The sequence below is a fragment of the Alkalicaulis satelles genome (genome assembly GCF_008630495.1).
GTDB classification, from domain to species: Bacteria; Pseudomonadota; Alphaproteobacteria; order Caulobacterales; family Maricaulaceae; genus Oceanicaulis; species Oceanicaulis satelles.
On record NZ_VWOJ01000002.1, the window covers coordinates 485,351 to 512,281 of the forward strand.

Sequence of the window (26,931 nt, forward strand, 5' to 3'; positions counted from 1 at the left end):
GCCCCTGCCACAGAATTAAAGGGTTACGGCTCGCCCGACGGGTCGCGCGCACGCCGCGGCGTGATCATGGGCGCGTCCCGGCGGCCGGCCTCGTCACGCTCCATCTGGCGCAGGATCGGGGACTGGGTGACCGCCTGACGGCGCGCCTCGGCCAGCTCGGCCATGATGCGCCGGATCTGGCCGGAGCCTGCGCCCAGCTGGGCCAGCTCGAACTCCAGCCGGTCCATATCTTCCAGAAAGCGCGGCGGGACCGCACCGAAACCGGTCAGGCCGAAGCGGGCCAGATCAATCTCGCCGGCCGGGCCGTCCTCGGGGCAATCGCCCGCCTCGCGATTGGCGTCGGAGGAGGACAGACAGAAGGAATCGCGCACCACCAGGCGTGAAGCGATGGCGCCTTGCACCATGCGGAACTCGTCCGGGTCGAGCCGGATCGCGACCTGGGCCATAAGCGCATCAATATCGATATCAGCCGCCTGCGCCGGCGCGGCGCCGGGCTCGGGAGGGGGGAGCTGGGTGGTGGCCACCGGCCTGTCAGGATCGCGCGGCAGGCTGAAAGGATCGGGTTCGTCACGCGGTTCGGACGCCGGGACGGGCGGCGCCTCATCGGGCGTGTCCGCGGGCTGAACAGGCCCGGTTTCGCGCAGCGCCTCGTCCGTTTCAGGCTGTGACGGCCCGGTTTCGGGCGGATCGGGCGCCGGCGCTTCAGGCTCTGGCTCGGGCGCGGGCTCTGGCTCCGGTTCCGGATCAGCCTCAGGCTCCGGCGCCGCGTCGTCTTCAGCTTCGGCTTCGGTTTCGGCCTCACCCACGCCTGCGCCGCGCCCCTCCCCGTCCGCCTCTCCGCCCGCGCCGGCCGCCTCGTCCAGGGGCGGTTCGAACAGGGGCGAGTCGCTCTCGGCGCCCTCGGCGACGAAGACGTAGAACGCCAGCGACGCGCCCGGCGCGCGCTCTGGCGGCGGATCGGTGACGGCGGCGGGCAGGGCGGCGAGCCCGGCCAGCGCCAGGGCGTGCAGGCTGACCGCCACGCCATACCCGGCCAGGCGCGGCGGCGTCAGGGCGCCCCGCGCGGACGAATGGGCCGGAAAGGACGCCATGACGGGTTTGGGCGTCTCGCCGTCAGGCGGGCCGTCAGGGGGGGTGCGCGCGCTCACAACCTCACAGATGGCCGAGGCGCGCGCCCGGTTCAAATAAATTCCCGGTCAGGGCGCAGCCGGGACGCCGGCCAGGCCCAGGCCTAGCGCTGGGCGCTGGCCACGGTCTGGGCGCCGCTCACATAAAGCCCGCCAGACTGGCGCGGGCCGGCATGAAACACCCAGGCGGCGGCCAGGCAGCACAGGGCGGCGAGCACGAGGCTGCCCAGACCGGTGGCGTTGGCGGCGTTGCGGGTCATGTCCGTGTCTCCCGTACAGGCGGCGTTCAGCGAGATGAACGCCAGCTGAAGGCAGATTCGCCGCCGCGCAAGGCGGGCGCAGGGCCGGATTGGGGCGCAAGCAGGGTCAATCATGGCGCGATTGAGGCGCCGAGGCGGGATGCGCGCCGCGCCCGGGCCGGTCTAGACTAAGCGCCTGACAACCCTGATCAGGAGCGCCCATGCGCGCGGCATGCCTTGGACCGGACGGCAGTTTCACCCATCGCGCCGCGCTGGTGCTGGCGGCGGGGTGCGAGCTGGTATTGATGGAGTCGGTCGAAGCGGTGCTGGCGGCGCTGGATGACGGCAGCGTGGATCTGGCCGTGGCCGCCTATGACAGCGCAGCCGGGCCGGTGGAAGCGGTTCATGAGGCGGTGCGCACGGGCCGGGTTGAGATCGAGGCGCGCCATGGCCTGGCCGTCAGCTTCAATCTCTACCGCGCGCCCGGCGATGACGCGCCGCTGGAAGGCGTGTTCGGCCATGACAAGGCGCTCGGCCAGATCGAAGCCTTTCTCAAAGCCCATGATCTCAAACGCGAGGCGCTGGCCTCCAACACGCTCGGTCTGGTCCTGATGCGCGATGCGCCGCGCCCGGGCTGGGGCGCCGCCGGACCGCCAGGTCTTGAAAACACCTACCCGCTTGTCGTAACGCACCAGCGTCTGGAGGGTGAAACGCCCAACGAGACGGTCTTCGTGCGCCTTGCGCGCCGCCTTCCCTGAAAGGACGCCCCCATGCCTGACGCCGCCGCCGCCGATGTGATGCGCCTGTCTTCCGCCCTGGGCCGGGTCAAACCCTCGGCCACCATCGCGGTCAGCCAGAAGGCGCGCGCCCTCAAGGCCGCGGGCGTGGACGTGATCGGGCTGGGCGCGGGCGAACCCGATTTCGACACCCCCGACCACATCAAGCAGGCCGCCATCGAGGCGATTGCCCGCGGCGAGACCAAATACACCGATGTGGACGGCCTGCCCGCGCTGAAGCAGGCGATCTGCGCCAAGTTCAAGCGCGATAACGGCCTCGACTACACCCCCGCCCAGGTCAATGTCTCGCCGGGCGGCAAGCCGGTGATCTACAACGCCTTCGCCGCCACGCTGGATGCCGGCGACGAGGTGGTGATCCCGACCCCCTACTGGGTCAGCTATCCCGAAATGGCCGCCCTGTGCGGCGCCACGCCGGTCTTCGCCGAGGCCGGCGTCGCCGACGGCTTCAAGCTGAAGCCCGAAACCCTGGACCGGGCGATCACGGCGCGCACGCGCTGGGTCATCCTCAACTCGCCGTCAAACCCCACCGGGGCTGCCTATACAGCCGAGGACCTCAAGGGCCTGGCCGAGGTGCTGCGCGCCCATCCCCACGTGCTCATCCTCACCGACGACATGTATGAGCACATCATCTATGACGGCTTCCAGTTCGCCACCATCGCGCAGGTCGCGCCCGATCTCTATGAGCGCACCCTGACCATGAACGGGGTGTCGAAGGCCTATGCCATGACCGGCTGGCGCATCGGTTATGCGGCGGGACCGGAAACGCTCATCAAGGCCATGGGCAAGGTGATGAGCCAGACCACCTCCAATCCCTGCTCGGTCAGCCAGTGGGCCTCGGTGGCCGCGCTCAACGGCCCCCATGATTTCCTTGAAGCACGCAACGCCGCGTTCAAGACCCGCCGCGACGCAATGCTCCAGAAGATCAACGCCGCGCCGGGCCTGACCGCGCCCACGCCGGAAGGCGCATTCTATATCTTCGCCGACTGCGCCGGGCTGATCGGCAAGACCAGTGCGGGCGGCATGGCGCTGAGCGATGATCTGGCCGTGTGCGAGGCGCTGCTCACCGAAGCCCATGTGGCGGTGGTGCCGGGCACGGCGTTCGGCGCGGCGCCGGGCTTCCGCCTGTCCTACGCCACCGATGATGCGGCGCTGGAGGAAGCGGGCCAGCGCATCCTCGCCTTCTGCCAGGGCGCGCGCTGATCCCCATAGCCTCAGCCTATATCAGATGTCACGCAAACCAGTTGGACGCGCCCCGCGCGTCCGGGCGATACTGCGCGCCATAGAAACACGCCCTTTGAGGAGAGCTGAGATGGATATCAATATGGGCCTGTCGAAAGACCAGCGCGAAGCCATGGCGAAAGCCGTGCAGGCGCTGCTGGCCGACACCTATGCCTTGTATTTCAAGACCCACGCCTATCACTGGAACGTGACGGGGCCGCGCTTTCACGACCTGCACGCCATGTTCGAGACCCAGTATACCGAGCTGTGGACGGCCACCGACGATATCGCCGAGCGCATCCGGGCGCTGGGCGTGCTGGCGCCCATCTCCTATGACGAGATGGCGGCCTCGGCCAGCATCAAGCACGATGCAAAAACGCCTGACGCCAACACCATGATCGCCAATCTGGTGTCCGGCCATGAACAGGTGGTGCGCACCGCGCGCGCCGCGCTGAAACTGGCTGAAGAGCATGGCGACGAGGCCACGGCCGATCTGGTCACCCCGCGCATCACCGCCCACGAGAAAACCGCCTGGATGCTGCGCGCCACGCTGAGCTAAGGGCTTACACGCGCGCACGCGCCCTCAGCGCTCACCACCAGACGCACCACCGCGCCGTCCAGAAGATCAGCGCCCGCGATCAGGACGGGCGGCGCGGCGGGGTCTGCATCAGCGAATACCGGCAGGCCGGCCAGGGCGATCTGCGCGCTCCCGGCGTGATAATCATCAATCACCACACGCCGGACGCTGACCAGGCGGGCTGGAACCTGCGTTCCACCGGCGCCGGTAATCGCGCCGCGCCCGGCATCGCGCACGGCGATCCGGGCGGTCAGGCGCGGCGCGGCCACCGACCCGGCGAGCCCGGTATCGATCCGCACGCGCACCGGCGCGCCCTGCACCGTTCCGCCTGTCTGCGGCAGGCCGGGCCGGGGATCGCAGGCCGGGGTGGTATCGCGGATCACGCGCAAGGCGCGCAGGTCCAGCACGATGGCCTCCCCTGCAAACGCATCCAGCCCCAGAAACCCGTCCAGCGCGCGCGCCGAGTCCGGCGCATGATCGATGATCACCGGTCTCAAGCCCGGCAAGGCGAAATCACCTAGCCGCGCATCGTCCAGATGGCGGCGCTGTGCGGGCGCCGAGCCGGTCAGGGTGTCGAGCCGGGCGGGGTCTGCCTCTGGCAGGTCCAGACGGACTGCGGCGGCCCGGGTGAGCGCGCTGGCTTCAGCCCCCGTATCGAGCACAAGGCGCAAGGCGCCGCCGGGCGTATCCACACGCACCACAAAATGCCCGTCCGCGCTGCGCGTCAGGGGGATGTCCAGATCTGCGCCCGCAGGCGGCGTGAACGCCAGAGCCGCCGCCAGCATCAGGGCGGGCGGCGCGCAGAGCATGTTCAGCCCGCCCCGCCCAGGGTCAGGCCTTCCACCCGCAAGCTGGGCTGGCCGACGCCCACGGGCACGCCCTGGCCGGCCTTGCCGCACGTGCCGACGCCGGGATCAAGGGCCATGTCATTGCCGATCATGGTGATGTTCTTGAGCGCCGCCGGGCCGCCGCCGATCAGGGTGGCGCCCTTGACGGGCTCCATGATCCTGCCGCCGCGCACGCGGTAGGCCTCGGTGCAGCGGAACACGAATTTGCCCGAGGTGATGTCCACCTGGCCGCCGCCGAAATTCCTGGCGTAGACGCCGTCTTTCAGGCTTTCCAGGATCTCGCCCGGCTCCATCGCGCCGTTTTCCATGATGGTGTTGGTCATGCGCGGCATGACGGTGTGGGCGTAGCTCTCGCGCCGTCCATTGCCGGTGGGCGCCATGCCCATGAGGCGGGCGTTCTGGCGGTCCTGCATATAGCCGGTCAGCACCCCGTCCTCGATCAGCACGGTGCGGCTGGTGGGCGTGCCCTCGTCATCAAAGGACAGCGAGCCGCGCCGCCCGGCCAGCGTGCCGTCATCCACGATGGTGACGCCCCTGGCCGCCACCTGCTGGCCGATCTTGCCGGAAAACGCGCTGGTGCCCTTGCGGTTGAAATCGCCCTCCAGCCCGTGGCCCACCGCCTCGTGCAGCAGCACGGCGGGCCAGCCCGGGCCCAGCACCACGGGCATTTCGCCCGCCGGCGCGTCCACCGCGTCCAGATTGACCTGCGCCAGGCGCAGGGCTTCGGCCGCCAGGCCTTGCCAGCTGGCCGCATTGAGCCAGTCGGCGAACGCCGCGCGCCCGCCCGCCCCGGCCGAGCCGGTCTCGCGCCGTCCGTTCTTCTCGCACGTCACGGAAACATTGAGCCGGACCAGCGGGCGCACCTCGGCGCGCACATCGCCGCCCGCGCGCACAATGGCGATCACCCGGCGCGATCCGGCGAGCGAGGCCGAGACCTGCACCACGCTGGGGTCCTGCGCGCGCACCCAGGCGTCGATCTCGGCCAGCAGCGCCGATTTGGCTTCAAAGCCCGGCTCGGCGATCACGTCCACATCTTCATACAAGCGCTGATTGGCCCGCGCCGGGGGCGGCGCCATCACCGCGTCCCGGCCCTTGCGGGCGGCCTGTGCGGTCTCGGCGGCGCGGCGCAGCGCCTCCAGCGAGGGATCGCTGGAATGAGCAAAACCGGTGGTCTCGCCATACACGGCGCGCAGGCCGAAGCCGCGATCAGAGGAGAAATTGGCGACTTTCAGCCGGCCATCATCAAAGGCCAGGGATTCAGACGCCGCCGTTTCCAGAAACAGCTCGCCATCATCAGCGCCGGCCAGCGCCGCGTCCAGCACGCGCCCCGCATCGGCGGCGTCGAAGGCGAAGGCGGCGAACGGATCGGTGCTCATGGCGTCTCCCGGCGGATCTCTTCAAGATATCAGAGATAGCCGCTCGGGCGCGCGCTTGCGAGGGGGCGGGTGCGCTTTACACCGAAACCGAGTGACGCGCCGCGCTGGCGGGCAGATACCCATCAAACGCCGCCGCCGCCAGCCGGGCCAGCGGACGGTAGGCGCGCGGGACGATGATGCGCGCGCCGTCACGGCGCACAATCCCGGCTGCTTCCAGTTCAGACAGATCAGCCTCAGGCTCAGCCAGGCCATGGGCGGCGGCGAGCGCGGCGGGGTCAACGTCGAGATAGGTCATCAGCTGTTCGATGATGGCGCGGCGCAGGCGGTCCTGCGCGCTCACCGCCACACCCCGGCGCGCAGGCAGGCGCCCGGCCTCCACCGCCTGGCCCCAGGCGCGCACATCGCTATGGGCCTGCACATAGCCGTGGGGCAGGGCCGAAATCGCCGAGGCGCCCAGCCCGATCAGCACGTCTGAAGGATCGGTGGTGTAGCCCTGGAAATTGCGCTTCAGGGTGCGGGCCTTGAGCGCGCGGGCCATGGAATCGCCGGGAAGGGCGTAGTGATCAATGCCGATGGCCTGATAACCCGCCGCCAGAAGCGCGTCTTCCATGGCGTCGGCCTGGTCGAGGCGGCTGCGCGCATCGGGCAGCTCCTCGTCACGGATGAGGCGCTGATGGGCCATCATGTGGGGCACGTGGGCGTAGCCGAACACGGCCAGCCGGTCGGGGGCGAGATCGGCCGCCGCCTCGGCGCTGGCGCGCGCGCTGGCTGCGCTCTGGCGCGGCAGGCCGTAGAGCAGGTCGATATTGATGGCGCCCACGCCCGCCTCGCGCAGCCGGTCAAAGGCGATGGCCGCCAGCTCCCAGGGCTGGATGCGGTTGATGGCCGCCTGCACCGCCGGGTCAAAGCTCTGCACCCCGGTGGAGGCGCGGGTGAAGCCGTTGCGGGCAAGACCCACAGCATCGGCGCGGGTGAAATGGCGCGGGTCGATCTCGATGGAAAGCTCGGCGCCGGGCAGGAGATCAAAGCGCGCGCGCACCGCGTCCATCAGCCGGGAGATCTGGTCCGGCGAGAGGATGGCCGGCGTGCCCCCGCCCATGGCGAAATGCGAGATCGCCATGCGCCCCGGCAGGCGCGCGGCGGTCAGTTCCAGCTCTTTCAGCAGCCGCTCAAGATAGGCCGCCACCGGTTCGGCGCGCGTGGTCGCGCGGGTGTTGCAGCCGCAATACCAGCACAGCGACCGGCAATAGGGCACATGCACATAGAGCGAGACCGGCCGGGCCGGGTCCAGCGCGCCCAGCCAGCGCTCCATCACCGCGCCGTCCACGCCCTCATGGAAATGCGGGGCGGTGGGATAGCTGGTATAGCGCGGCGTGCGGGCATTGGCATGGCGCAGAAGGGTGGCGCGGCGGCTCATGACGGGTATCCCCAAATTATTTGGGGATTAATGACGCGCTTTGCGTCCCCGCACTATGGGGCGCCTCGCCGCAGGCTTTTAGCCGCGCTCCAGGGCGCGCAGGCGCTCTACCGCGGCGATCTTGCCGATGACGGCTTCCATATAGGCGTCCAGCGCCGAGCCTTCGCAATAATCGGCCTCGGCCGTGAAATGCACCCGGCGGTCGGCCTTGAGCTGGGCGGTCTTGGCCGCCAGCGCCTCGTCGGCGGGCGGGTGAACGGCGATGGACACCCCGCCCTGCTCCTTGACCATGCGCATGCACGGCACATCGGTATCGCCATCGCCCACATAGATCATGTTGCGGAACGGCACCGGGCGCTCGTCTTCAGGCGTATAGCGGTTGACCGCCACATGGTCGCCGGGATCAAGCGCGCCCTTGTTGATGCGGAACAGGAACTGGGTCTTGTTGGTGTAATTGACCGCCGCCGCTGCCCATTCGGGCACGTCATTGGCGTCATACTTGAACTCCGAGGCGAAGATGGCCGTGAAATGGCGCCCGATGGCGCTGGCCGCGATCATTTCTTTGAGCCCCGACGAGATGATGAAGTGCTGGACCTCCAGCCCCGCCGCCGCGCCGCGCTCGCGCTGGCGGTCGAACCAGCCCTCGGCGACGCCCGGGAACAGCCCCACGCGCGCGCCATGGCGCTCGATATCCTCCTTGCGGCAGCGCACGCCCTGCTTGCGGGCGGCTTTGACCATCTCGTGCATGTAGATGAGGATATTGTCGGCTTTGAGCCGCGCCGCCTCGCCATTGACGCGTTCCCAGAACGCCTCCTTGGATTCCTTGATCTCGGGGATGAAGGAATGCTCCTGCATGGAGCCCGGCGACAGCGTGCCGTCAAAATCATAGGCGATGGCGAGGATGGGGCGCTGGGTCATGGATGCCGGTTTAACGCGCTTCGCAGGCCGGCGGGAGCGGGAATTGCGCTTTCGATGCGGCGACCGCGCGCGCCGCATCCCTGACACCCTTGCGCGCCCCGCCCGGCGCGTGCGAAGCTTGAATCTCAACGTTCCAAGGGGCGTCCCGTGATGAGCACGGGGCTGAGAGAGCACCCTCAGGACCGGATCCGGGTCATGCCGGCGTCGGGATGGAGCCAGATGACGCTGGACGACTACAACACCCATTGCGCTGCGCTGCCCGCCACATCCCATGTGATCCAGTGGGGCGACGCCCATGTGTGGAAGGTGGGCGCGGGCGAGGGCCAGACCGGCAAGGTGTTCGCCGTGGCCGGCTGGCAGGACGAGGGCGAGGCGCTGGCCGTCACCTTCAAATGCTCCGATATCGTGTACGAGGTGCTGCGCGAGGCGCCCGGCTGCCGGCCGGCGCCCTATCTCGCCTCGCGCGGGATGAGCTGGATCCAGCGCACCTCTGACGCCAGCGTCAGCGATGACGAGCTTAAATCCCACCTTGCCGAAAGCTGGCGGCTCGCCGCCCTCAACCTCACCCGAAAGCGCCGCGCGGCGCTGGGGCTTACAGATCTCTAGCGCCCCGTACTCCCTGACACCCCAACCCGAAAGCCCGACGCCATGAACAAGCCCGTCAGCCAGGCCGAATTTCCCACCCCGACCGTCACCACCGGGCCGCTGGCCGGGTCGCGCCGGGTGTATACGCAGCCCGAAGCCGCGCCGCACCTTTCCGTGCCGCACCGGGAAATCGACCTGCACCCCACGGCCAACGAAGCGCCGGTGCGCGTCTATGACTGTTCAGGCCCCTATACCGATCCGGCGGCGAGCATCGATGTGGAGCAGGGCCTTGCCCGCGCCCGCACCGCCTGGGTCACCGCGCGCGGCGGGGTGGAAGCCTATGAGGGCCGCCCGCTCAGCCCGCTCGATAATGGCGGCGCCACCGGCAAATATCTCGCGCGCGCCTTCCCGGTGCGCCACCAGCCCTTGCGCGCCAGCGGCGCCGGGCCGGTCACCCAGCTGGAGTTCGCCCGGGCCGGGATCATTACCGACGAGATGATCTACGCCGCCGAGCGCGAAAATCTCGGCCGGGCCGCAGCGCTGGCCGGCGCCGCGGAGCGCCGGGCGGACGGCGAGGATTTCGGCGCGGCCATCCCTGAATTCGTCACGCCGGAGTTCGTGCGCAGCGAGATCGCGCGCGGGCGCGCCGTCCTGCCCGCCAATATCAATCATGGCGAGCTGGAACCCATGCTGATCGGGCGCAATTTCCTCGTGAAAATCAACGCCAATATCGGCAATTCCGCCGTCGCCTCATCCGTGGAGGAAGAGGTGGACAAGATGGTCTGGGCGATCCGCTGGGGCGCCGACACGGTGATGGACCTCTCCACGGGCAAGAACATCCACAACACCCGCGAATGGATCCTGCGCAACAGCCCCGTTCCCATCGGCACCGTGCCCATCTATCAGGCGCTGGAGAAAGTCGGCGGCGTGGCCGAAGACCTGACCTTCGACATTTTCGCCGACACCCTGATCGAGCAGGCAGAACAGGGCGTGGACTATTTCACCATCCATGCCGGGGTGCGCCTGGCCTATGTGCCGCTCACCGCAGCCCGCGTCACCGGCATCGTGTCGCGCGGCGGCTCCATCATGGCCAAATGGTGCCTGGCCCACCACACCGAGAGCTTCCTCTACACGCGCTTTGAGGAAATCTGCGAGATCATGCGCGCCTATGACGTGACGTTCTCGCTCGGCGACGGCCTGCGCCCCGGCTCCATCGCCGACGCCAATGACCGCGCCCAGTTCGCCGAGCTGGAAACCCTGGGCGAGCTGACCAAAGTGGCGTGGGCCCATGGCTGTCAGGTGATGATCGAGGGGCCGGGCCATGTGGCCATGCACAAGATCAAGGCCAATATGGACAAGCAGCTGGAGGTGTGCGGCGAGGCGCCCTTCTACACGCTGGGCCCCCTCACCACCGATATCGCGCCGGGCTATGACCACATCACCTCAGGCATCGGCGCGGCCATGATCGGCTGGTTCGGCACGGCCATGCTCTGCTATGTGACGCCGAAAGAGCATCTCGGCCTGCCCGACCGCGATGACGTGAAAACCGGCGTCATCACCTATAAAATCGCCGCCCACGCCGCCGATCTGGCCAAGGGCCACCCGGCGGCCAAACTGCGCGACGATGCGCTAAGCCGCGCCCGGTTCGAATTCCGCTGGGAAGACCAGTTCAACCTGTCGCTGGACCCCGACACGGCGCGAGACTTCCACGACCAGACCCTGCCCAAGGAAGCCCACAAGGTGGCCCATTTCTGCTCCATGTGCGGGCCCAAATTCTGCTCCATGAAAATCACCCAGGACGTGCGCGACTACGCCGCCGGGCTGAGCGAGAACGAAAAGGCCGATTTGGAGCGCCAAGCGGACGAGGCCTCCAAGGGCATGGCGGAGAAGGCGGAGGAGTTCAGGCGGAAAGGCGGGGAGATTTATGTGGAGGAGGGGTAGGGTTTGTGCTGCCATGAAATGACACTTCCGTAGGTTGGCAGACGTAAGTTGCCTAGCTCGCTCACCTATGTGACCAAGTTACAATGGGCATCTCGTGCTTGGCTCAATCTGCTGTCTGAACTAATGTCTGCGCGTACAAAGCTGCCGCTTTCGATGCAGTGCGATGCAAGCTTTAAATAGCATTGGCACTCTGCGCGAAGCACCGTATCATCACCTCAAGAAGCTGGTTCCATATTCATGCACGCCCGTCCCGAACATTTGCCCGAATTCAGCCACCCTCCACTTGTGGAGCTGGCGCTAGGGGTGCAATTCGCACCACTACCAAATTATTCAAGCCTATTCTTGGGCGATGTTTTCCGCATCTTTCAAGATGAGTTTCCCGGCTTTCAAGAGCACCCCCCCCTGAATCCGCAGTTTGAAACGTTTGGTGGGGGCGGAACTGACGCGGAGTTTAGCATTGGGCTTGGGCCAAGTGTAGCCTTTAATAGAGCATGGTTCTTATCTACTGATAATAGCCATTTGATTCAGTTCCAACCGGATCGATTCATATTGAATTGGCGACGCCAAGCGGACGGCAATGTTTACCCAAGATTTGACAATATCGCGATGCAATTTAAAAATTTATTCAGTAAGTTTGATGAATACTGTAAAGCGCGTTTCGAGCTTCCTATAAATATTAATCAGGTCGAAGTGACCTATTTTAACGTTATAGTCGTGTCGGACTATTCATCTATTGGCGAGTGGCTTACGGTAGCAAACCTATCCCGTTTTGAGATAGAAGGATTCTCAGCTAACTTCTCTACGGTTGTTGGTTCTGACGGCGGCGAGCCTATTGGACGATTGCATCACGAAATTGGCTCAGTGGTGGGGCGGAACCTTGCATCGAAGGCTTTCAGGTACAACTTGACCTGCCGAGGCGCGCCGCAAGCCAACGATATCGACAGTGCGTTAGACTTTTCGGCTTGGGCGCGTGAGAAAATCGTAACGCGTTTCACAGAAACCACTAGCGGTGATGCGCATTTGCGTTGGGGAAAGAAATGAACCTTAGCCATTCAGCCTATACCTTCGATTATATCGAGCGCCCTAAAATGAAAGGGAGCACTGAAACGATCGCGGCGTTCCGGGGGGGCGCTACGTGCAGGGTATCTAGTCATTCCTCAGAATGGATGAAGGCCCTTAAGCTCAGATTCGACCGAATAACGGCGTTACCAATTGGATGGGACGGGTATGCTGGCCGACCTGTATCTTTTTCTTGTGCCGCCTTCGCGGCGAACATTCTGGAGCGATTGTGCCATGAGTTCCCTGACCTGCCTCCACCCGGCGTAGTGCCCGGAAGTGACGGCACCGTTCAATTGGAGTGGCATGCGGGAGGCTTTGACATTGAGCTTGACGTTCTTGGGGTCAACAGCGTCGCGGCGGAAAGGTATGTTCACGAAACTCGCGAAATCGAAGAAATTGAGATTCGCACCGATTTTTCACGTGTAGTCCAATGGTTGGAGGAGTTATCCCAACGACGGCGCGAAATGCAAAATCAAGCGGCTTGATGCATTGGGTATGGAGCCGTTCGATGACAAGACCATTGCGGACGAAGACCCTATTGTCCGCCGCGTGAACCCTACAGAACACGTTGTCTTGGATGAGAATCTGGGAAAGCGACGTCTGTCTTCAAAACTGTGGTCCCCATCTACGAACCCTAAAGGCGGTATGTCCTGTGACCTGCCCAAAGCTATCGAAGCGGATGGATTAGATCCTTATGCCTTTGTTACAACACCAAAATATATAGCGTCGGTCGCCTTTGCAGCGAGGGATGCGCGCCAAGCAAACTTAAGAATTGGGTGCTCACCTGTGCCTGAGGGACCGAGCGCACCTGGCAATCCGTACCATGCAGAAGTTTGGGGCGCTGAGGAGAAGGCGTACAAATTCACTGGTGCTCAGAAACGCGCGCTAATGAGAAGCTCAAACTGGTTTGTTCCCCTCGAAGGCGTAGAGATTCCTAGGGATTAGCACCCAACCACAGAGAAGCATGCCTTCAGAAAACCGGGGATACACACCTATTTCCGCCCCACGGTCACTCTCACCCCTCCCAAACGCCCCCATCCCAACCCGCTGCCCCCCAACCCGCTCAGCCCGCATCAAGCTCCACCAGCCTGGCTGCCGCCCGCTGCGCGCCGTCCCGGGTCAAGCCCGGGACGGTCTTGACCCGCCCTGATGCTGGCGAGACGGACGGGCAGGGTTTGAGGGGGCGGGGTGCTGCGCCTACGCCTGAACATGGCCCGCATCATGTCCCCCATGCGTTTTCCCGTCGGAAGACGGGACCCAGAATCACCGGCGCAGCTGGACCCCGGCTTGCGCCGGGGAAACGCGCAGGTATGGGCGCGGCGTGACGCGGTGCTTTCCCTCCCCTTGAGGGGAGGGTCAGGGTGGGGTGGAGAGGCGGCGCGACATGATCACCCGCGCCCCCTCACCTTTATCCTTCGCTCAGTCGATTGATCCCCCGGATCAATCTTTGTGAGCTCAGCCCCCATGGTCATGGGGGAGAGGGGGCTTCTGGCGCTGCGTTTTATCCTTTGAGCCTGGGGTCAGGCATTTCCGAAACGAACCCGGCGTCAAAGCCTCCTCTCCCCTCTGTCAGAGAGGGGAGAGGGTAGGGTGAGGGGTGCGGCGCCTGCGTCTGAACATTATTCGCATCATGTCCCCCCACGCTGCCTTCCCGGGCGAGCGGAGCGAGACCCGGGACCCATCTACCGGTCATTGGCGACCGCTGAGGCGGTTGGGAACTATGGGGGATGGGTCCCGGATATTTGCTTCGCAAATTCCGGGAAGGCACGGGTGGGGGTTTGGGGAGGTGTGGGCAAATCACATCACCCCACGCTGCCTTCCCGGGCGACCGTAGGGAGACCCGGGACCCATCTACCGATCATTGGCGACCGCTGCGGCAGTTGGGATTTATGGAGGATGGGTCCCCGATATGGGCTTCGCCCATTCCGGGAAGGCAGGCGTAGGCATTTGATCAGACTGTCAGATCGTGGGCGAGGTCGCGCCAGTCGGGGTTTTCGGTTTCGATGAGGGTGATCTTCCAGGCGCGCCGCCAGCGCTTGAGCCGGCGCTCATGGGCCATCGCCTCCACCACATCGCTGTGATGGGCATACCAGACCAGGCGGGTCACGCCATACTGGCGCACAAAGGCCGAGCCCACGCCCTCGCGATGCTCCCACACCCGGCGCAGCAGGTCATTGGTCACGCCGGTATAGAGCGCGCCCTGTTTCCGGTTCGCCATCATGTAGACGTAGAAATTATAATCGCGCATGGCGCGAGTTTGATGCACTTGGGGCGCCCAGTACAGCCCACATGCCTACCCGGGCGACCCCGGACTTGATCCGGGGGAGACCCGGGACCCATCCACCGATCATTGGCGACCGCATAGGCGGTTGGAAATTATGGGAGATGGATCCCGGATAGCCGCTTCGCGGCTTCCGGGAAGGCAGGGGTGGAGGTTTGGGGGCGATGTGCGGGCGATCACATCAACCCACGCTGCCTTCCCGGGCGACCGTAGGGAGACCCGGGACCCATCCACCGGTCATTGGCGGCCGCTGAGGCGGTTGGAAATTATGGGGGATGGGTCCCGGATATGGGCTGCGCCCATTCCGGGAAGACAGGGGTATGGGAACGGCGTGGCGCGGCAGGGGCCGGCGCTATTCCACCGCGTGCTCGTGCGGAACCAGCTCCTCATTATCCAGCCCTGTGGCCAGCCGCCATGCGGCCTCGATGATCGGGCGCTTGAACCAGACATCGAACCGGCCGGTCCAGAACGGATCGCCGCCGGTGAAGCGGGGCTCCAGCGCGCTCCAGTCAAAATTCTCCCGCACGCCGTCAAGATCATGGCCCTCGGCCACCAGGGCGGCGGTCTGGTCGGCTATGGACTGCAAGGTCTCGATCAGCAGATCGACATAGGCCCAGTCGGTCATCGCATCGCCATGGCCGGGTATGATCAGGTCCACGTCGAAGGCCCGCAAGCGCCTGAGCGCGCCGGCCCAGCTTTCGGGATAGCTGAAGAAGCCGTAAGGGGTTGGATGCACCACGGCGTCGCCCGCCGCGATCATGCGCGCATCGGGAATGTGCAGCAGGATATCGCCCTTGGTATTGCCATGACCCAGATGGACGAGGCTGACCGTGCGCCCGCCCAGATCGATCTCCAGACTGTCGTCAAACACCAGATCAATTTCGGGGATTTGCGCGGCCCGTCCCTGTTCCTCGATCAGATCCGCCCAGACAAGGGCCTGCTCCAGCCGGGCCCGGTCGGGTTCGGGAAGACCGGGATTGGCCAGCGCGTCTTCCAGCTGGGCGGTGAACGCCCCGGGCGGCGCAGCGTCAGGGTTGCGCGCTGAATCCATCAGCGTGCTGTCCATGACGTCGCGGGTGAAGCTGTGGCTGACCGTAACGGCCTGCGGCCAGGCCTCGCGCAGCGCGCCGAGGCCCAGATGGTGGTCGCCATGCCAGTGGCTGATGGCGATATGGGTGAGCGGCAAGTCCGTCTCTGCGCGGATTTTCTCCGCCACACGTTCCGCCTGCAGCCGCGCGCCGCCCCCGTCGAAGACAAGAACGCCTGTCCCGCCGATCACGATCACGCTGGTCCCGGTGACGGGCAGGCGCGCCGATTGCGGACGCACGCCCACCCAGACGCCCGGCGCAGGACCGGTCCAGTCCAGCTCGAACGGATCACGCCCGGCGCTGAAATCGGGGGCGGGAGGCGGCGTGTGGACCGGCGCATCCGGCCCGGCCTGGGCGCAGACGGCCAGGGCGGCGGCGGCGGCTAAAGACACAAACATGCACAAGACTCTCTGTGAAATTGACGAAGGCACGCCACGCTAGGCAGGCCCGCCCCGCCGCGCAGCTTAAGGAATGGTCACGGGTGGGTAATGTGGCGCTGCCCCTCCCCTTATCCGCCCCGGCCCCTCGCGGCGGTACACTCGCCTTCGCCATGACCCATGATGAAGCCCGCGCCGCGCCCCTGATGACCGCAAGGCGCCAGACGGCCGCGCAGGCGCGGGCCGGGCGCAAGCGGAAGGGGGATGGGGATGGTGATAATGATGATAAGAGATAAGCAGGCCCGATTTTCACCCGCCGGCTCTCACCCCTGCCCGCCGATCAGCGCCAGCCACTCGTCCTCGGTGAGCACCTGGACGCCCAGCTCTTGCGCCTTTTTCAGCTTGGAGCCGGCGCCGGGGCCGGCGACCAGGAAGTCGGTGTTTTTCGACACCGCACCAGCCACTTTGGCGCCGAGGCTTTGCGCGCGGGCCTTGGCCTCGTCGCGGGTGAAGCGCTCCAGCGCGCCTGTGAAGACAACGGTCTTGCCGGTGACGGGGGAGGTCTCCACCGTGCTCTGCTCGGGCTCCACGCTGACATGGGCGAGCAGGCGGTCCAGGGCGGCGGCGTTGTGGGCTTCGCTGAAGAACCGCCCCAGCGCGTCGGCGGCGGTCTCGCCCAGCCCGTCAATGGCCAGCAGCGCGGCGCGGGCTTCGCTGTCGGCATCGGCGGCGGCCTCGGCGGCGGCGCGCACCGCGTCCCACTCGCCATAGCTGCGGGCCAGCAGGCGCGCGGTTTCCTCGCCCACATGGCGCACGCCCAGGGCATGGATGAAGCGGGCCAGCGAGATCGTGCGGCGCGCGGCGATGGCGGCGAACAGATTGGCGGCCGATTTCTCGCCCCAACCCTCGCGGTCCTGCAGGGGGGGCTGGAGTTCACCGGCGGCGTTGCGCGCTTCCAGGGTGAACAGGTCGGCGGGCTCTTTCACCTCGCCCGCCTCGTGGAAGGCGGCGATCTGTTTTTCGCCCAGCCCTTCGATATCGAAGGCCTTGCGCGAGACGAAATGGCGCAAATGCTCCTTGCGCTGATAGGGGCAGGCGAACTCGCCGGTGCAGCGGCGCACGGCGGCGCGCTCGCCGGTGCGCGCATTCACCTCCCGCTCCGCCGGGGTCGCCAGCGGACAGGGGCAGAGGGCCGGAAAGACGTAAGGCGCTGAGTCCGCCGGGCGCTGGTCGAGGACCACTTCGAGCACCTGCGGGATCACATCGCCGGCGCGCTGGATCACCACCGTGTCGCCGATGCGGATGTCCTTGCGGGCGATCTCGTCCTCATTGTGCAAAGTGGCGTTGGAGACCACCACCCCGCCCACGGTCACGGGCTCCAGCTTGGCCACAGGGGTGAGGGCGCCGGTGCGGCCCACCTGGATCTCGATGGCGTTGAGTTTCGTGACCGCCTTCTCGGCGGAGAATTTGTGGGCGATGGCCCAGCGCGGCGCGCGCGCCACAAAGCCCAGGCGGGCCTGGAAATCCAGCCGGTCCACCTTGTAGACCACGCCGTCAATGTCATAGCCGAGCCCGGCGCGCCGGGCTTCCAGATCGCGGTAATGGGCCAGCATCGCCGCCACATCCGCGCACACCATCAGGTCGGGATTGACCGGAAAGCCGAGCTCCTTGAGGCGCGCCAGCGATCCGAACTGGGTGGGCGCCAGCGCCTCGCTGAGCTCGCCCCAGCCATAGGCGAAAAAGCGCAAGGGCCGCTGTGCGGTGACGGACGGATCGATCTGGCGCAGCGAACCCGCCGCCGCATTGCGCGGGTTCATGTAGGTCTTCTTGCCCGCCGCCTCCTGGCGCTGATTGAGGGCGGCGAAATCGGCATGGCTCATATACACCTCGCCGCGCACCTCCAGCACGGCGGGCGCACCGGCGGGCAGGCGCTCGGGGATGTCGTCAAGCGTGCGGATATTGGCCGTGACATTCTCGCCCGCGCGCCCGTCGCCGCGCGTGGCCGCCTGCACCAGCGCGCCGTCCTCATAGCGCAGCGCGACCGCCAGCCCGTCAATCTTGGGCTCGGCGGTGAAGGCGGGGGGGTCTGAGAGATTCAGGAATTTCACCACGCGGGCGGCGAAATCGGCGGCGTCTTCCTCGGTGAAGGCATTGCCCAGCGACAGCATGGGCACGGCGTGAATCACCTCTGCGAACTGATCCGCAGGCCGCGCGCCCACCCGCCGGGACGGGCTGTCGGGGCGGACAAGATCGGGAAACCGCGCCTCGATCTCCGCATTGCGCGCGCGCAGCGCATCATAAGCCGCATCGGAGATTTTCGGCGCATCGTCCTGGAAGTACAGCCGGTCATGGCGCGCGATCTCACGCGCCAGCCGGGCCAGCTCTTCGGCGGCTTCATCCGCGCTCAGCGCGTCTGGATCCTTCAGGGCGGGGGACATGGGACAGCGGCGCTCCGGCGTCTCATTGGCGGGCGTTCTTTATGGTCCACCCCGCGCACGCGCGCCAGCGTGGGCGTGCAGAAGCCGCTCTTTCCTCCCCCGTTTACGGGGGAGGTGTCAGCGCAGCTGACGGAGGGGGGGATGCGGCGGTCAGGGCAGGTGCAAAGACTTCAAGCGTGGATTCCCCCCTCCGTCTGACGCTTCGCGTCATCCACCTCCCCCGCAAGCGGGGGAGGACAGAAACTCAGCGCTCGGTTTCACTCAAACCCTCACCCGCCCATCAGCTCCGCCGCGGCGGCGCGGGCGGCGTCGGTGATTTCGGCGCCGGAGAGCATGCGGGCGATTTCCTCGCGGCGTTCGGCGTCGGAGAGCGGGCGCACGCGGGTGCGCACGCCGTCTGCACCGCCGGCTTTCTCGATGCGGAAATGAGCCTGGGCGCGCGCGGCCACTTGGGGCGCGTGGGTCACCACCAGCGCCTGATTGCCCGAGGCCAGCCGCGCCAGGCGCTGGCCCACCGCGTCGGCCACCGCGCCGCCCACGCCCTGATCGACCTCGTCGAACACCATCACCTTGTCGCCCGCCCCGATCAGGCAGACCTTCAGGGCCAGCGCAAAGCGCGACAGCTCCCCGCCCGAGGCGATCTTGTCCAGCGGGCCGAACGGCGCGCCGGGATTGGTGGAGACCTCGAACGCCACCTTGTCCCAGCCTGACGGGCCGGGGCGGGCCGGATCGGGCGTCACAGCGGCGCGAAAGCGCGCCTTGTCCATTTTCAGCGGGACGAGCTCGGCCTCCACCATCACCGCCAGGCGCCCGGCCGCCTCCTGACGGCGCGCCGAGAGCGCTTCAGCGGCGCGCGCATAATCGGCATCAGCGGCGGCCAGCGCGGCTTCGGCCTCGTTCAGACGGTCTCCGGCATGGGCGATCAGCTCCAGCCGGGCGGCCAGATCGGCACGCAATGCGGGCAGGGCGTCGGGCTCCACCTGATGGCGCCGGGCGGCGGCGCGCAGGGCGAACAGGCGCTCCTCCACCGCGTTGAGACGTCCAGGCTCCACCTCGAAAGCCGAGGCCGCATCGCCCAGCGCATCTTCGGCCTCGTTGAACTCGATCAGCGCCCGGTCCAGCGCCGCCGCGGCGCGGTCCACCGCCGCGCGGGCCTGACCGGCGCCGCCTGCGTCCGGCGCGTCCTCCCCGCCAGCACCCAACGCCGCGCGCACCCGCTCCAGCCCGCGCAGCGCCGTATTGAGCCGGGCGCCCAGACCCTGCCCGCCGGCCAGGGCCTCAGCCGCGCCTTGCATTTCACTGAGCGCGGATTCGGCCTGCTGAAGAAATTTGCGCTCGTCAGCCAGGCCCGCTTCCTCGCCCGGACGCGGATCAAGCGCCTCCAGGGTCTCCAGCGCATCGCGCAGGAACGCCTCTTCCTGGGAGGCTTTCATTTGCGCATCCTTCAAGGCGTCCAGGCGCTCACGCGCAGCGCTCAAGGCGGCCCAGGCCTTGGCCGCCGCCGCGCGTTCCGCGCTTGAATCGGCATAGGCGTCCAGAAGCGCGCGATGGGTTTTGGGGTCCAGAAGCCCGCGCCCGTCATGCTGGCCATGAATCTCCACCAGCATCTCGCCCAGGCGCGCCAGCAGCGCCACGCTGGCGGGCTGGTCGTTGACATGGGCCCGCGAGCGCCCGTCAGCGCTCAGCGTGCGGCGCAGGATCAGCGCCTCACCGGGCGCGGCGTCGATCCCGGCTTCCTCCAGCACCGGCCAGACCGGATGATCCGGTGGCGGCTCGAACAGCGCGCTGGCCGCAGCCTGGTCCGCGCCCGCGCGCACCAGCGCCCGGTCGGCCCGGTCGCCGCAAGCCAGGCCCAGCGCGCCCAGCAGGATGGATTTGCCCGCCCCGGTCTCGCCGGTCAGCGCCGACAGGCCCGGCCCGAAAGCCAGATCGAGCCGGTCGATCAGGACGATGTCGCGAATGGACAATGATGCCAGCATGGGGCGCGCCGATCCCCGCCCGCCGGGCTAGCCGAAGATGCGGCCCAGGGCGCGGCGCATCAGGCTGGGATCCTCATCGGGACGCACCGCATCAGGCAGATCAATCCCGCGCGAGGTCATCAGCCGGTAGCTGTCGGCATACCAGGGCGAGCCGGGGAAGTTATAGCCCAGTACAGAAGCGACCATGCGCGCCTCGTCATCCACGCCCAGCGCCACATACACCTCCACCAGGCGGTGCAGGGCTTCGGGCGTATGGCTGGTGGTCTGATAGTCGCGGATCACATTCTGGAAACGGTTGGACGCAGCCAGGAAAAAGCCGTTGCGCAGATACCAGCGGCCCACCGCCATTTCCTTGCCCGCCAGGTGATCGCGGGTCATGTCGATCTTCACCCGCGCATCGCGCGCATAGGCGCTGTCGGGGAAGCGGCGCACCACCTGTTCCAGCGCGTCCAGCGCGTTCTGGGTGGTGGACTGGTCACGGCCCACATCCATGATGCGCTCATAATGGCTGATGGCGATCAGATAATAGGCGTAGGGCGCGCTGGAGCTGCCCGGATGCAGGGCGATGAAGCGGCGCGCATTGCCGATGGCCCGGTCATAGCGGTTGGCCCGGTAATGGGCGTAGGCGGCCATCAGGATGGAGCGGCGCGCCCACTCGGAGAAGGGGTGCTGGCGCTCCACCTCGTCGAAGAAGGCCGCTGCGCGGTCGAAATTGCGCCGCTCGAGCTGGCGGAAGCCCTCATTGTAGAGCTGCTCCACAGGGCGCTCCACATAGGCCAGCTGGGTGCGTTCGCGGCCTGCGCAGGAGGCAAGCACAAGGGCGGCGGCAAGGAGCGCAATCAGGCGCAGGGCAAGCTTCATCGTTTCAAGACCTTCCGTCCGGCGGTCGGGCGCTGACGGGCCCATCGAGGCCCCCACACGGAAGGTTTAGCCGATCCCGGCGCGCGGCAAAAGCACCCTGTCAGCCCGGCGCTGGAAAGGCGCATCACGCCGGCACGCTTGAGACGGCCCGGGTCGCGGCCTAGTTTGCTGCATTGACGCCGCATGACGGAACCCTTCCATGCCTGACACAGCCTGGCCCGCCCCCTTCACCGATCCGGACGTGACCGCCAAGGGCGAGACCCGCGCCAGCGTGGCGTTCAAAGGGCTCAAGACGCTGTGGTTCAACACCGGCACGCTGTGCAATATCGAATGCGTCAACTGCTATATCGAAAGCTCGCCGAAGAATGACCGGCTGGTCTATCTGACGCCTCAGGACGCCGCGCCCTATCTCGACGAGATCGACGCCATGGGCGCCGGACCCGTTGAGATCGGGTTCACCGGCGGCGAGCCCTATCTCAATCCTCACATGAACACGCTCGCCGCCATGGCTCTGGAGCGCGGGCATGAAGCGCTGGTGCTGACCAACGCCATGCGTCCGATGATGCGCCCGGGCGTTCAGGACGGCCTTGCAGACCTGCAGCGCCGGTTCGGCCCCCGGCTGACGCTTCGCGTGAGCCTGGATCATTACACGCCCGCGCTGCACGACGCCGAGCGCGGGGCTGGAGCGTTTGACGAGACGCTCAAAGGCCTCGCCTGGCTGGTGCAGAACGGCGTCCGGCTGAGCGTGGCCGGCCGCAAGGCCATGGCCGAGAGCGAGGCCGAAGCGCGCGCCGGCTTCGCCGCGCTGTTCGCCCGCCTGGGCGCGGACATTCCGGCCGATGATCCCGGCCGCCTGGTGCTGTTTCCTGAAATGGACCCGGAAGGCGCGCCGCCGGAGATCACTACCGCCTGCTGGGGTATTTTGAAGCTCGATCCGGCCACCATCATGTGCGCGTCCAGCCGCATGGTGGTGCGCCGCAAGGGCGCGGACCGCGCCAGCGTCATTTCCTGCACGCTCCTGCCCTATGATGAGGCCTTCGAGCTGGGCCAGACGCTGGGCGACTCCCTCGCCCCGGTAAAGCTCAAGCACAAATTCTGCGCCCAGTTCTGCGTGCTGGGCGGGGCCAGCTGTTCAGCGTGAGACGTCGAGCCGCCACTGGCGCATTCGCCCGCATTGACCTATATGCACGCGCCTGATGCTGTTCGCCGCCGGCCTTGACCCGGCGGGGGAGAGGAAAAAATGACGACGCTGATTTCCAATCCGCCGCGCGCGGATTCCCCGCGCCGCGTGAGCGGCCCGCCTGTCATGGACGCCGCGCGCGCCGATGCGCTGCTGGCCGAGTACGGCCTCACCGGCGATTTTCTCGGTCTGGGCGGCGATCCCGCCAGCCACCGCGTGGTGGCGGCCATGTCCGGCGGGGTGGATTCCTCCGTCGCCGCCGCCGCCGCCCGTCGGGCGGGCTATGACGTGGTGGGCGTCACCCTCCAGCTCTATGACCATGGCGAGGCGATCGCGCGCGCAGGCGCGTGCTGCGCAGGCCAGGACATCCAGGACGCCAGGCGCGTGGCCGAGGCCATGGGCTTTGACCATTACGTGCTCGATTACGAGACCCGCTTCCGCGAAGCGGTGATGGAGGATTTCGCCGACACCTATCTGGCCGGCGCCACGCCAATCCCCTGCGTGCGCTGCAATCAGTCGGTCAAGTTCGCCGATCTGCTCGCCACCGCCCGGCAGCTGGGCGCCGATGCGCTGGTCACCGGCCATTACATCCGCCGCGAGGCCGGCGAAGCGGGGCCTGAGCTGCGCCGCGCCGCCGATGCGGGCAAGGACCAGTCCTATTTCCTGTTCGCCACCACGGCGGAGCAGCTCGATTTCCTGCGCTTCCCGCTGGGCCATCTGACCAAGGACCAGACCCGGGCGCTGGCCGAAGCCTTCGGCCTGATCGTGGCGGCCAAGCCCGACAGCCAGGATATCTGCTTTGTGCCCGACGGCGATTATGCGCGGGTGGTGGAGCGGCTGCGCCCCGGCGCGGCGCGTCCGGGCGAGATCGTCCATCTCGACGGGCGGGTGCTGGGCCGTCATGACGGGGTGATCCACTACACGGTGGGCCAGCGCCGCGGCCTCGGCATCGCGGCGGGCGAGCCGCTCTATGTGATCGCGCTGGATGCAGACGCAGCGCGCGTCATCGTCGGCCCGCGCGAGGCGCTCACGGTGCGCCGCATTGCCCTCAAGGACGTGAACTGGCTGGGTGACGCCGCCTTGTCTGACGCAGACGGAACGCGCGTGGGCGTGAAAGTGCGCTCCACCCGCCCGCCCGCGCCGGGCGTGCTGGAGGTGGGCGCGGACGGCGCCGTGCATGTGCTGCTGGAGGCCGGCGAGGAGGGCGTGGCGCCCGGACAGGCCTGCGTGTTCTACAGCCCGGACGGTCACACCCGCGTGCTGGGCGGCGGCTGGATCGCCGGCACGGACCGGGGCTGAGCGCGCATCACGCGCCTCGCTGCATCTGCGAAGAGGCTTGACGCGGCGCCGTCCGAAAGGGTCATGTGCGCGCCATCCGCCAGGGCGCGGCTGACGCGCCCGGCCACACACATTTTGAGGAGACGGGCTCATGAGTTCCGAAGATCCGATCGTCATCGCCGGCATGGCGCGCACGCCCATGGGCGGCCTCTTGGGCGAGCTGTCCGCCCTGTCCGCCAACGAGCTGGGCGCGCTGTCAGTGAAAGCCGCGCTGGCCGAAGCCGGGGTGGCGGGCGAGGACGTTGACCAGATCTATATGGGCAATGTGCTGGGCGCCGGTCAGGGCCAGGCGCCCGCCCGCCAGGCGGCCATCAAGGGCGGTCTGCCCAAATCGGTGGAGGCCACCACGCTCAACAAGATGTGCGGCTCGGGCATGCAGGCGGCCATCATGGCGCGCGCAGCCATTGCGTCAGGCGAAGCCTCGGTGATCGTGGCGGGCGGCATGGAGTCCATGACCAACGCCCCGCACCTCCTGCCCACCCACCGCACCGGCTTCAAATACGGCCATGACGCGCTCAAGGACCATATGGCGCTGGACGGGCTGGAAGACGCCTATGAGCACAAGGCCATGGGCGTGTACGCCGACATGATCGCGCGCGAGCACCAGTTCACCCGCGAGGACCAGGACGCCTACGCCGTGGAGACCCTGGCGCGCGCCCTGAAAGCGGCCGAAACCGGCGCCTTCAAGCGCGAGATCACGCCGGTCACCATCACCGACCGCAAGGGCGAGACGGTGGTGGATTCCGACGAGCTGCCCAAGCGCGCGCGGCCCGACAAGATCCCGCAGTTGCGGCCCGCCTTCTCCAAGGACGGCACGGTGACGGCCGCTAACGCCTCGGCCATTTCCGACGGCGCGGCGGCGCTGGTGCTCATGCGCCGCTCGGAAGCCGAACGCCGGGGGCTGAAACCGCTGGCGAAAATCGTCTCCACCGCCGCTCACGCCCACGAGCCGGCCTATTTCACCACCGCCCCGGTGCCCGCCATGCGCAAGGCGCTCGATCGCGCCGGCTGGAGCGTGGGCGATGTGGATCTGTGGGAGATCAACGAGGCCTTCGCGGTGGTGCCCATGATCGCCATGAAGGAGCTGGGTCTTGGCCATGACGTGGTCAATATCAATGGCGGCGCGTGCGCGCTGGGCCACCCGATCGGCGCCTCGGGCGCGCGCATCATGGTCACGCTCATCGCCGCGCTTGAGGCGCAAGGCCTGAAAAAAGGCATGGCCTCGCTGTGCATTGGCGGCGGCGAAGGCACGGCGGTGGCGCTGGAGCTGATCTGACCGGCGCCCCGGAACCAGCCTGAAACCAGACCGGCCTGAAATGAAAGCGGGGCCGCAGCGATGCGGCCCCGTTTTTCATGCGCAGGCGTGAAGCGCAATCAACGCCCGAACGCCTCGTGCAGGCGCGAGAGCTGGCCGGCCACCGGATTGGGCGTCTCGGGCGCGGTCTCGCCGTCAAACAAGGTCCGGTCGAGGCGTGAAAGCCGCTCATGCAGGGTCGCCGCGCGCGCAGCAAGATCGCCCAGCCGCGGCGGGCAGGGATCATCGCCTGCGGGCCAGACCGGGTCTTTCTGGCGCGCCGGGGTCAGGCGGTAGCGCTGCTCGGAAGCCTCGCCCGGCGTCATATCGCCTTCGGCCACAGCGCGCTGGGTCAGAAGCCAGGAGGCGCATTGCATGAGCTGGGTGGTCAGGCTCATGGATTCAGACGCATAGGCCAGCGCGCCGGACCGTCCCAGGCGCTTGGCGTCCTCACGCCCGGCGCCGTCGAGATAGCTGGCGGTTTCCTCCACCAGATCCATGCCGTCCCGGAACAGCCGCCGGAACAGCTCGGACGCTGCGAAATCGGCCACGCGGCGCTCTGCGCCAGCGCCGGACGTCTGTGGATCAACCGGGCTCATCACCACCCTCTACCCCTCATACTTTCGTGCGCCCTTTTGCAGTTCACGCGTCCGGGCCGTTCAGGTCAACCAAGCAAGCCCGGGGCCAGAACCCGCCCAGGCGCGCCCGCGCGCTGTCATTGGCGCCGATCAGCCGCGCCGGAAAACCGCCTCGGCGGCGCTGAGCTTGTCGCGTTTATGGGCGATCATCGCCTCGGCGCGCGCGATTTCGGCGCGCAGGGTCTCGATGCGCGCCTCCAGCTCGGCCACCGCCAGAAGGCTGAGATCCTCGCCGGGACGGATGGCGCCGGCCGGTTCACGCTGCGGTTCATCCTGAAACATGGCTCGCCCCGCTTCCGCTTCACGTGGAAAGTCTGCCAATCTAACGCCAAACCGCTCCGGAGTCCCGCATTCCATGTCCCGCCGCACACGGATCATCACCACGCCCGCACCCGGCGGGCCGGACGCCCTGAAGATCGAGACCCGCGAGCTGGACCCGCCGGGTCCGGGCGAAGTGCTGATCGATGTGGCCGCCGCCGGGGTGAACCGTCCTGACGTGTTCGAGCGCATGGGCCTCTATCCGCCCCCGCCCGGCGCGCCCGAAGGGCTGGGCCTGGAAGTCTCCGGCCATGTGCGCGAGACGGGCGAGGGCGTCGATCATCTGCGGCCCGGCGATGCGGTGGTCGCGCTGGCGGCGGGCGGGGGATACGCCGATATTGCACGCGCCGATATGGGCTGCGTGCTGCACGCGCCGCAGGGCGTGGACCTTATCCACGCCGCAGGCCTGCCCGAGACCGTCTTTACCGTGTGGACCAATGTGTTCGACCGCGCGCGCCTGCAGCCCGGCGAGCGCCTTCTGGTGCAGGGCGGGGCCAGCGGGATCGGCACCACCGCCATCCAGATGGCCGCCGCCCATGGCGCGCGCATCGCCGCCACCGCCGGGTCTGAAGACAAATGCGCCCTGTGCCGGGAACTGGGCGCGGAGCTGGCGCTCAACTATCGCAATGATGACTGGGAGACGGCCCTGCGCGAGAGCGGCGGGGCGGATGTGATCCTGGATATGGTGGGCGGCGATTACACGGCCCGCCACCTCTCCCTGCTCAACACCGAAGGCCGGCTGGTGATGATCGCCTTCCTGAAAGGCGCGCGCGTTGAGCTCGATCTGATGCGGGTCATGCTCAAGCGCCTGACCCTGACCGGCTCCACCCTGCGCAGCCGCTCCAAAGACGAGAAGGCCGCCATTGCGCGCGCTGTGGAGACCCATGTCTGGCCATGGATTGCGCAAGGCAAGCTGCGCCCGGTGATCGATTCAGTGTTCACGCTTGAAAACGCAGCCAAGGCCCATGCCCGCATGGACGCCATGGCCCATGCGGGCAAAATCCTGCTCACCCCGTGACGCCGCCAGGGATTGCATT

The 26,931-nt window shown here is 67.3% G+C and carries 23 protein-coding genes and 1 riboswitch; of the genes, 10 read left to right on the forward strand and 13 right to left on the reverse strand.

Going from position 1 to position 26,931, the window contains the following annotated elements:
- Window positions 1-23: 23 nt before the first annotated feature.
- On the reverse strand, window positions 24-1,148 hold the full coding sequence (locus tag F1654_RS07970; RefSeq protein WP_150022996.1) for a hypothetical protein: 1,125 nt from the start codon (window positions 1,146-1,148) through the stop codon (window positions 24-26).
- An 83-nt stretch (window positions 1,149-1,231) separates the two neighbouring features.
- On the reverse strand, window positions 1,232-1,387 hold the full coding sequence (locus F1654_RS13890; protein ID WP_199200509.1) for a hypothetical protein: 156 nt from the start codon (window positions 1,385-1,387) through the stop codon (window positions 1,232-1,234).
- Between the two features lie 200 nt (window positions 1,388-1,587).
- On the opposite strand from F1654_RS13890, the gene F1654_RS07975 reads away from it, so the two are divergent.
- The 3 genes from F1654_RS07975 to F1654_RS07985 all read left to right on the forward strand — a co-directional run bounded on the left by F1654_RS07975 (window position 1,588) and on the right by F1654_RS07985 (window position 3,940).
- On the forward strand, window positions 1,588-2,124 hold the full coding sequence (locus F1654_RS07975) for a prephenate dehydratase domain-containing protein (RefSeq protein ID WP_150022997.1): 537 nt from the start codon (window positions 1,588-1,590) through the stop codon (window positions 2,122-2,124).
- Window positions 2,125-2,136: 12 nt separating this feature from the next.
- A complete protein-coding gene (locus F1654_RS07980; RefSeq protein ID WP_150022998.1) occupies window positions 2,137-3,363 on the forward strand; it encodes a pyridoxal phosphate-dependent aminotransferase in 1,227 nt (408 codons plus the stop codon).
- Window positions 3,364-3,472: 109 nt separating this feature from the next.
- On the forward strand, window positions 3,473-3,940 hold the full coding sequence (locus F1654_RS07985) for a Dps family protein (RefSeq protein WP_150022999.1): 468 nt from the start codon (window positions 3,473-3,475) through the stop codon (window positions 3,938-3,940).
- Here the strand turns inward: F1654_RS07985 and F1654_RS07990 are convergent.
- The 4 genes from F1654_RS07990 to F1654_RS08005 all read right to left on the reverse strand — a co-directional run bounded on the left by F1654_RS07990 (window position 3,937) and on the right by F1654_RS08005 (window position 8,517).
- Window positions 3,937-4,767, reverse strand: a complete 831-nt coding sequence (locus F1654_RS07990; protein WP_150023000.1) for a retropepsin-like aspartic protease — start codon at window positions 4,765-4,767, stop codon at window positions 3,937-3,939. The two genes, F1654_RS07985 and F1654_RS07990, sit on opposite strands and share 4 nt — an antisense overlap.
- A 2-nt stretch (window positions 4,768-4,769) precedes the next feature.
- Entirely contained in the window at window positions 4,770-6,182 is a 1,413-nt protein-coding gene (tldD, locus tag F1654_RS07995) for a metalloprotease TldD (RefSeq protein WP_150023001.1), read from the reverse strand.
- Between the two features lie 76 nt (window positions 6,183-6,258).
- Window positions 6,259-7,599, reverse strand: a complete 1,341-nt coding sequence (gene hemN / locus F1654_RS08000; protein ID WP_150023002.1) for an oxygen-independent coproporphyrinogen III oxidase — start codon at window positions 7,597-7,599, stop codon at window positions 6,259-6,261.
- 78 nt (window positions 7,600-7,677) lie between these two features.
- Window positions 7,678-8,517, reverse strand: coding sequence for an HAD family hydrolase (locus F1654_RS08005; RefSeq protein ID WP_150023003.1), 840 nt, complete (start codon window positions 8,515-8,517; stop codon window positions 7,678-7,680).
- Between the two features lie 126 nt (window positions 8,518-8,643).
- Window positions 8,644-8,744, forward strand: a riboswitch (TPP riboswitch).
- Here F1654_RS08005 and F1654_RS08010 point away from each other — a divergent pair.
- The 3 genes from F1654_RS08010 to F1654_RS08020 all read left to right on the forward strand — a co-directional run bounded on the left by F1654_RS08010 (window position 8,737) and on the right by F1654_RS08020 (window position 12,084).
- The gene (locus F1654_RS08010; protein WP_150023381.1) at window positions 8,737-9,123 is read left to right on the forward strand and encodes an MmcQ/YjbR family DNA-binding protein; all 387 of its coding nucleotides are present in this window, start codon (window positions 8,737-8,739) and stop codon (window positions 9,121-9,123) included. (Overlaps the previous riboswitch by 8 nt.)
- 42 nt (window positions 9,124-9,165) lie before the next feature.
- A complete protein-coding gene (thiC, locus tag F1654_RS08015) occupies window positions 9,166-11,043 on the forward strand; it encodes a phosphomethylpyrimidine synthase ThiC (RefSeq protein ID WP_150023004.1) in 1,878 nt (625 codons plus the stop codon).
- A gap of 237 nt (window positions 11,044-11,280) precedes the next feature.
- Window positions 11,281-12,084, forward strand: coding sequence for a TIGR04255 family protein (locus F1654_RS08020; protein ID WP_150023005.1), 804 nt, complete (start codon window positions 11,281-11,283; stop codon window positions 12,082-12,084).
- Between the two features lie 1,969 nt (window positions 12,085-14,053).
- Here the strand turns inward: F1654_RS08020 and F1654_RS08025 are convergent.
- The 5 genes from F1654_RS08025 to F1654_RS08045 all read right to left on the reverse strand — a co-directional run bounded on the left by F1654_RS08025 (window position 14,054) and on the right by F1654_RS08045 (window position 21,126).
- Window positions 14,054-14,350 carry a GIY-YIG nuclease family protein gene (locus F1654_RS08025; RefSeq protein ID WP_150023006.1) on the reverse strand — a complete coding sequence of 99 codons (297 nt, stop codon included), beginning with the start codon at window positions 14,348-14,350 and terminating at the stop codon, window positions 14,054-14,056.
- Between the two features lie 385 nt (window positions 14,351-14,735).
- Window positions 14,736-15,869 carry an MBL fold metallo-hydrolase gene (locus tag F1654_RS08030; protein ID WP_150023007.1) on the reverse strand — a complete coding sequence of 378 codons (1,134 nt, stop codon included), beginning with the start codon at window positions 15,867-15,869 and terminating at the stop codon, window positions 14,736-14,738.
- Between the two features lie 302 nt (window positions 15,870-16,171).
- Window positions 16,172-18,286 carry an NAD-dependent DNA ligase LigA gene (ligA, locus tag F1654_RS08035; protein WP_150023008.1) on the reverse strand — a complete coding sequence of 705 codons (2,115 nt, stop codon included), beginning with the start codon at window positions 18,284-18,286 and terminating at the stop codon, window positions 16,172-16,174.
- A gap of 269 nt (window positions 18,287-18,555) precedes the next feature.
- Window positions 18,556-20,265 (reverse strand): DNA repair protein RecN, encoded by a 1,710-nt coding sequence (recN, locus tag F1654_RS08040; protein ID WP_150023009.1) that lies wholly within the window; start codon window positions 20,263-20,265, stop codon window positions 18,556-18,558.
- 27 nt (window positions 20,266-20,292) lie between these two features.
- Window positions 20,293-21,126 carry an outer membrane protein assembly factor BamD gene (locus tag F1654_RS08045; RefSeq protein ID WP_150023010.1) on the reverse strand — a complete coding sequence of 278 codons (834 nt, stop codon included), beginning with the start codon at window positions 21,124-21,126 and terminating at the stop codon, window positions 20,293-20,295.
- Between the two features lie 199 nt (window positions 21,127-21,325).
- Between F1654_RS08045 and F1654_RS08050 the strand changes: the two genes are divergently transcribed.
- From F1654_RS08050 to F1654_RS08060, 3 genes are all read left to right on the forward strand, one after another.
- The gene (locus F1654_RS08050) at window positions 21,326-22,267 is read left to right on the forward strand and encodes a radical SAM protein (RefSeq protein WP_150023011.1); all 942 of its coding nucleotides are present in this window, start codon (window positions 21,326-21,328) and stop codon (window positions 22,265-22,267) included.
- 165 nt (window positions 22,268-22,432) lie between these two features.
- Window positions 22,433-23,605, forward strand: coding sequence for a tRNA 2-thiouridine(34) synthase MnmA (mnmA, locus tag F1654_RS08055; protein ID WP_150023382.1), 1,173 nt, complete (start codon window positions 22,433-22,435; stop codon window positions 23,603-23,605).
- Window positions 23,606-23,735: 130 nt separating this feature from the next.
- Window positions 23,736-24,920 (forward strand): thiolase family protein, encoded by a 1,185-nt coding sequence (locus tag F1654_RS08060; protein ID WP_150023012.1) that lies wholly within the window; start codon window positions 23,736-23,738, stop codon window positions 24,918-24,920.
- A 98-nt stretch (window positions 24,921-25,018) separates the two neighbouring features.
- Here F1654_RS08060 and rcdA read toward each other — a convergent pair whose 3' ends face one another.
- Complete coding sequence (gene rcdA, locus F1654_RS08065) at window positions 25,019-25,537, reverse strand: protease adaptor protein RcdA (protein ID WP_150023013.1); 519 nt, start codon at window positions 25,535-25,537, stop codon at window positions 25,019-25,021.
- A gap of 129 nt (window positions 25,538-25,666) precedes the next feature.
- Window positions 25,667-25,858, reverse strand: a complete 192-nt coding sequence (locus F1654_RS08070; protein WP_150023014.1) for a DUF1192 domain-containing protein — start codon at window positions 25,856-25,858, stop codon at window positions 25,667-25,669.
- A gap of 73 nt (window positions 25,859-25,931) precedes the next feature.
- Between F1654_RS08070 and F1654_RS08075 the strand changes: the two genes are divergently transcribed.
- Window positions 25,932-26,912 (forward strand): NAD(P)H-quinone oxidoreductase, encoded by a 981-nt coding sequence (locus F1654_RS08075; RefSeq protein ID WP_150023015.1) that lies wholly within the window; start codon window positions 25,932-25,934, stop codon window positions 26,910-26,912.
- The last annotated feature ends 19 nt before the right edge of the window (window positions 26,913-26,931 follow it).

Coding starts and splice junctions, on each gene's coding strand:
- F1654_RS13890 (WP_199200509.1), bottom strand. CDS start 1,387: ATGACCCGCAACGCCGCCAACGCCACCGGTCTGGGCAGCCTCGTGCTC.
- F1654_RS07975 (WP_150022997.1), top strand. CDS start 1,588: ATGCGCGCGGCATGCCTTGGACCGGACGGCAGTTTCACCCATCGCGCC.
- F1654_RS07980 (WP_150022998.1), top strand. CDS start 2,137: ATGCCTGACGCCGCCGCCGCCGATGTGATGCGCCTGTCTTCCGCCCTG.
- F1654_RS07985 (WP_150022999.1), top strand. CDS start 3,473: ATGGATATCAATATGGGCCTGTCGAAAGACCAGCGCGAAGCCATGGCG.
- F1654_RS07990 (WP_150023000.1), bottom strand. CDS start 4,767: ATGCTCTGCGCGCCGCCCGCCCTGATGCTGGCGGCGGCTCTGGCGTTC.
- tldD (WP_150023001.1), bottom strand. CDS start 6,182: ATGAGCACCGATCCGTTCGCCGCCTTCGCCTTCGACGCCGCCGATGCG.
- hemN (WP_150023002.1), bottom strand. CDS start 7,599: ATGAGCCGCCGCGCCACCCTTCTGCGCCATGCCAATGCCCGCACGCCG.
- F1654_RS08005 (WP_150023003.1), bottom strand. CDS start 8,517: ATGACCCAGCGCCCCATCCTCGCCATCGCCTATGATTTTGACGGCACG.
- F1654_RS08010 (WP_150023381.1), top strand. CDS start 8,737: ATGACGCTGGACGACTACAACACCCATTGCGCTGCGCTGCCCGCCACA.
- thiC (WP_150023004.1), top strand. CDS start 9,166: ATGAACAAGCCCGTCAGCCAGGCCGAATTTCCCACCCCGACCGTCACC.
- F1654_RS08020 (WP_150023005.1), top strand. CDS start 11,281: ATGCACGCCCGTCCCGAACATTTGCCCGAATTCAGCCACCCTCCACTT.
- F1654_RS08025 (WP_150023006.1), bottom strand. CDS start 14,350: ATGCGCGATTATAATTTCTACGTCTACATGATGGCGAACCGGAAACAG.
- F1654_RS08030 (WP_150023007.1), bottom strand. CDS start 15,869: ATGTTTGTGTCTTTAGCCGCCGCCGCCGCCCTGGCCGTCTGCGCCCAG.
- ligA (WP_150023008.1), bottom strand. CDS start 18,286: ATGTCCCCCGCCCTGAAGGATCCAGACGCGCTGAGCGCGGATGAAGCC.
- recN (WP_150023009.1), bottom strand. CDS start 20,265: ATGCTGGCATCATTGTCCATTCGCGACATCGTCCTGATCGACCGGCTC.
- F1654_RS08045 (WP_150023010.1), bottom strand. CDS start 21,126: ATGAAGCTTGCCCTGCGCCTGATTGCGCTCCTTGCCGCCGCCCTTGTG.
- F1654_RS08050 (WP_150023011.1), top strand. CDS start 21,326: ATGCCTGACACAGCCTGGCCCGCCCCCTTCACCGATCCGGACGTGACC.
- mnmA (WP_150023382.1), top strand. CDS start 22,433: ATGGACGCCGCGCGCGCCGATGCGCTGCTGGCCGAGTACGGCCTCACC.
- F1654_RS08060 (WP_150023012.1), top strand. CDS start 23,736: ATGAGTTCCGAAGATCCGATCGTCATCGCCGGCATGGCGCGCACGCCC.
- rcdA (WP_150023013.1), bottom strand. CDS start 25,537: ATGAGCCCGGTTGATCCACAGACGTCCGGCGCTGGCGCAGAGCGCCGC.
- F1654_RS08070 (WP_150023014.1), bottom strand. CDS start 25,858: ATGTTTCAGGATGAACCGCAGCGTGAACCGGCCGGCGCCATCCGTCCC.
- F1654_RS08075 (WP_150023015.1), top strand. CDS start 25,932: ATGTCCCGCCGCACACGGATCATCACCACGCCCGCACCCGGCGGGCCG.